Origin of the sequence: Actinoplanes sp. NPDC048791 (assembly GCF_040650095.1) — a bacterium.
Lineage (GTDB): Bacteria > Actinomycetota > Actinomycetes > Mycobacteriales > Micromonosporaceae > Actinoplanes.
Genome location: NZ_JBEZGQ010000934.1, coordinates 1 through 3,285, shown reverse-complemented (window position 1 = coordinate 3,285; position 3,285 = coordinate 1). Strand labels below are relative to the sequence as shown.

Genomic DNA, 3,285 nt, shown 5'->3' with positions numbered 1-3,285 from the left:
CGGGCTGCGCCGCGCTCGCGCCTGGCCGCGCCTGGCCGCGCCGGGCCGGGCCGCGCCGGGCCGCGTCACAGGCGGTGTGTCGAGCAGTTCGTCGTCCGTGAGCGCCGCCGAGGGCCAGCCCGCCGCCGCCAAGATCAAGCGGCCGCCTCCCGCCCGAGGCCGATCCAGCCGACCGTGAGCCGCCGGCTCAGCGGACCCCCCCGGACTACCGGCCCCGGCGGTCCACCAGCTTGGCGGACTTGGGCAGGTCGAACATCGCCTCCTCGACCTCCTCCGAATAGTGGGTCATCGCCACCTCCACCCGGGTCGAGTTGAGGATGCCGTCGAAGCTACCCAGCACCCCCTCATTGGTGATGCACGTGGTGAAGTCGCGGGCCGCCGCGTCGTCGACGCCCCGGAGCTGGACGCACGTCGCGTGCCGTCCCGCGATGGTTGTGTCGTGCTGGTCGACTTCCACGTCGTTGTCCAGCACCGCCGCGTTCAGCAGGGCCAGCACCGTCGCCGGGGGGACCAGGCCGCTCTCGCCCGCGCCCTCGAAGACCTTGGCCGGGGCCGGGCTCGCCGCGGTTGACGGCGCCATCAGGGTGCATGTCGTTGTTTTTGCCGTACGGCATTCCGTGGTCGCGTCCGCCGTCACCGTCACCTTGCCGCCGGGGTACACGTACGCCGTCCGGGCCGGTTTCCGGGTCTGCGCGACCGTTGCCTTCTCGCCGCCCGGCAGCTGGTAGTTCGCCTCGTACGTCAGGTCCGCCGCCGACGTCATCTGCGCCGCCAGGTCTGCCACCAGGTCGTTGCGGGTCAGGCCCTGGCTCGACTCGTCCAGGTCCGAGCAGCCTGCCGTCGCGACGCACAGCATGAGTACGGCCGTGGCGAGGCGTCGGCTGAGAACAGGCACGTGACCCACCTTTGCCGATGCGTGCAACCGCGCGCAAACCAGTTCTCAGGCCCGGGTACGGCTCAGCAGCTGCTGGCGCATCACGTACCGGCGGATCACCCGGGCCTGCGCCTCCGTCACGTCGAAGATGGCCACCAGCTCCACCGACATCGGCCCCGGCGGCACCTGCTGGGCCAGCCGTTCGACCTTCGACGCCGTGGCGCCCACGTCGATGATCTCGCTGCCCAGTTCGATGCGCAGCTGCAGGTCCTCGCCGTCGCGGACGTTGGTGTCCTCGAAGTGGGCCCGCATGCTGTGTTCGCTGATGTCGCGGATCCAGCCGTTCGCGTCCGGGAAGCCGGTCCGGTGCATGATCACCTGCTCGCCGCCACCGCCGCGGACGAAGTGGCGCTGCTGTTCGACCAGCGGTTCGCCTCGGGCCTCCACCTGCAGCCGGTTCTCGGCCACCGCCAGCACTGCGCAGGTCAGCGCGTACCGGCCGCGGGGGGCCGCCGACCAGCGCAGGGTGACGTTCGCGCCCACGACGGGGACGGCGACCAGCGGGGCCGACAGTGTCAGACCTTTGCCCTCCGCGTGCACGACTCGGACACGGGAGGCCTGCTCGTCGGAGGCGGTCATCTCGACGTACGAGCCGGCATCGGGAAGGAGCACGGTAGTAGTCATGGCGATACCCGAGATCGGCATTTTCCGGCCTCGCCTGAGGCATGTGGCGGCGTAAGTTCACCGGCCGCCGCCACGGGCGACACCCCGGGTCGATACGCTCTAGCCCGTGGTGGGCCGCAGGGTCGCGGTCTGGAATCTATCCATACGAGCATGAGGAGCGACACGACAGATGGCCACCATTGAAGCGATCGTCGCCCGGGAGATTCTCGACTCGCGGGGCAACCCCACCGTCGAGGTCGAGGTGGGCCTGGACGACGGCACGGTCGGACGCGCCGCGGTGCCGTCCGGCGCCTCCACGGGCGCCTTCGAGGCGATCGAGCTGCGGGACGGTGACAAGGGCCGCTACCTCGGCAAGGGCGTCGAGAAGGCGGTCAGCAACGTCGAGGACAAGATCGCCGACGAGCTGCTCGGCTACGAGGCCAGCGAGCAGCGCCTGATCGACGAGAAGATGCTCGACATCGACGGCACCGCCGACAAGTCCGAGCTGGGCGCCAACGCCATTCTCGGCGTGTCGCTCGCCGTCGCCAAGGCCGCCGCGCTCTCCGCCGAGCTGCCGCTGTTCCGCTACGTCGGCGGACCGAACGCGCACGTGCTGCCCGTGCCGATGATGAACATCCTCAACGGTGGCGCGCACGCCGACTCGAACGTCGACGTGCAGGAATTCATGATCGCCCCGATCGGCGCGCCGTCGTTCCGCGAGGCGCTGCGCACCGGCGCGGAGGTCTACCACGCGCTCAAGTCGGTGCTGAAGAAGAAGGGCCTGTCGACCGGGCTGGGCGACGAGGGCGGCTTCGCGCCGAGCCTGCCGACCAACGCGGCCGCGCTGGACCTGATCGCCGAGGCCGTGCAGGCCGCCGGCTTCACCCTGGGCACCGACATCGTGCTGGCCATGGACGTCGCGGCGACCGAGTTCCACAAGGACGGCGCGTACGTCTTCGAGGGCTCGCCGAAGTCGACCGACGAGATGATCAACTACTACGCCAAGCTCGCCGAGACGTACCCGATCGTCTCCATCGAGGACCCGCTGGACGAGGAGGACTGGGCCGGCTGGACCGCGCTCACCGCCCAGATCGGCGGCAAGGTGCAGATCGTCGGCGACGACCTGTTCGTGACCAACCCGACCCGCATCGGCCGGGGCATCGCCGAGGGCGCCGCCAACGCGGTCCTCGTCAAGGTCAACCAGATCGGCTCGCTGACCGAGACCCTGGACGCCGTGGACATGGCGCACCGGGCCGGCTTCAAGACGATGATGAGCCACCGCTCCGGCGAGACCGAGGACACCACGATCTCGGACCTGGCCGTGGCTGTGGGTAGCGGCCAGATCAAGACCGGCGCGCCGGCCCGTTCCGACCGCGTCGCCAAGTACAACCAGCTGCTGCGCATCGAGGAAGAGCTCGGCAGCGCCGCCCGGTACGCCGGTGCGGGCGCGTTCCCGCGTTACCGCACCGCGTAACGCTGCGTCGACAGATCATGGAGTTGTGGCTCCGCGTCGCCTGGGCATAGTGTCCAGAGGCAGGTGCCGCAACTCCATGGTCTTGGGCGAGCTCCGGGGGAGGGGCAGGGATGACGCAGCGCCGCACACCGAGTGGTCAGGGCCCGGCCCGTCGTCCCACCGGTCATGCGGGACGCTCGGGCAGCCGTACGGCCGCTCGTCCGGCCCGTAGCCGCGACACCGCCGCCACCCGGATCGAGCCCCGCCGGACGCCGGCCACCCGCACCACCAGCGG

At 70.6% G+C, this 3,285-nt stretch carries 3 protein-coding genes; 1 reads left to right on the top strand and 2 read right to left on the bottom strand.

From position 1 onward, the window contains the following. Nucleotides 1-205: 205 nt before the first annotated feature. Both AB0C29_RS40005 and AB0C29_RS40000 read right to left on the bottom strand, forming a co-directional pair. Nucleotides 206-895 carry a hypothetical protein gene (locus AB0C29_RS40005; protein ID WP_360832044.1) on the bottom strand — a complete coding sequence of 230 codons (690 nt, stop codon included), beginning with the start codon at nucleotides 893-895 and terminating at the stop codon, nucleotides 206-208. Between the two features lie 45 nt (nucleotides 896-940). Next, nucleotides 941-1,558, bottom strand: coding sequence for a hypothetical protein (locus AB0C29_RS40000; protein ID WP_360832041.1), 618 nt, complete (start codon nucleotides 1,556-1,558; stop codon nucleotides 941-943). 169 nt (nucleotides 1,559-1,727) lie between these two features. Between AB0C29_RS40000 and eno the strand changes: the two genes are divergently transcribed. Continuing rightward, a complete protein-coding gene (gene eno / locus AB0C29_RS39995) occupies nucleotides 1,728-3,011 on the top strand; it encodes a phosphopyruvate hydratase (RefSeq protein ID WP_360555922.1) in 1,284 nt (427 codons plus the stop codon). The last annotated feature ends 274 nt before the right edge of the window (nucleotides 3,012-3,285 follow it).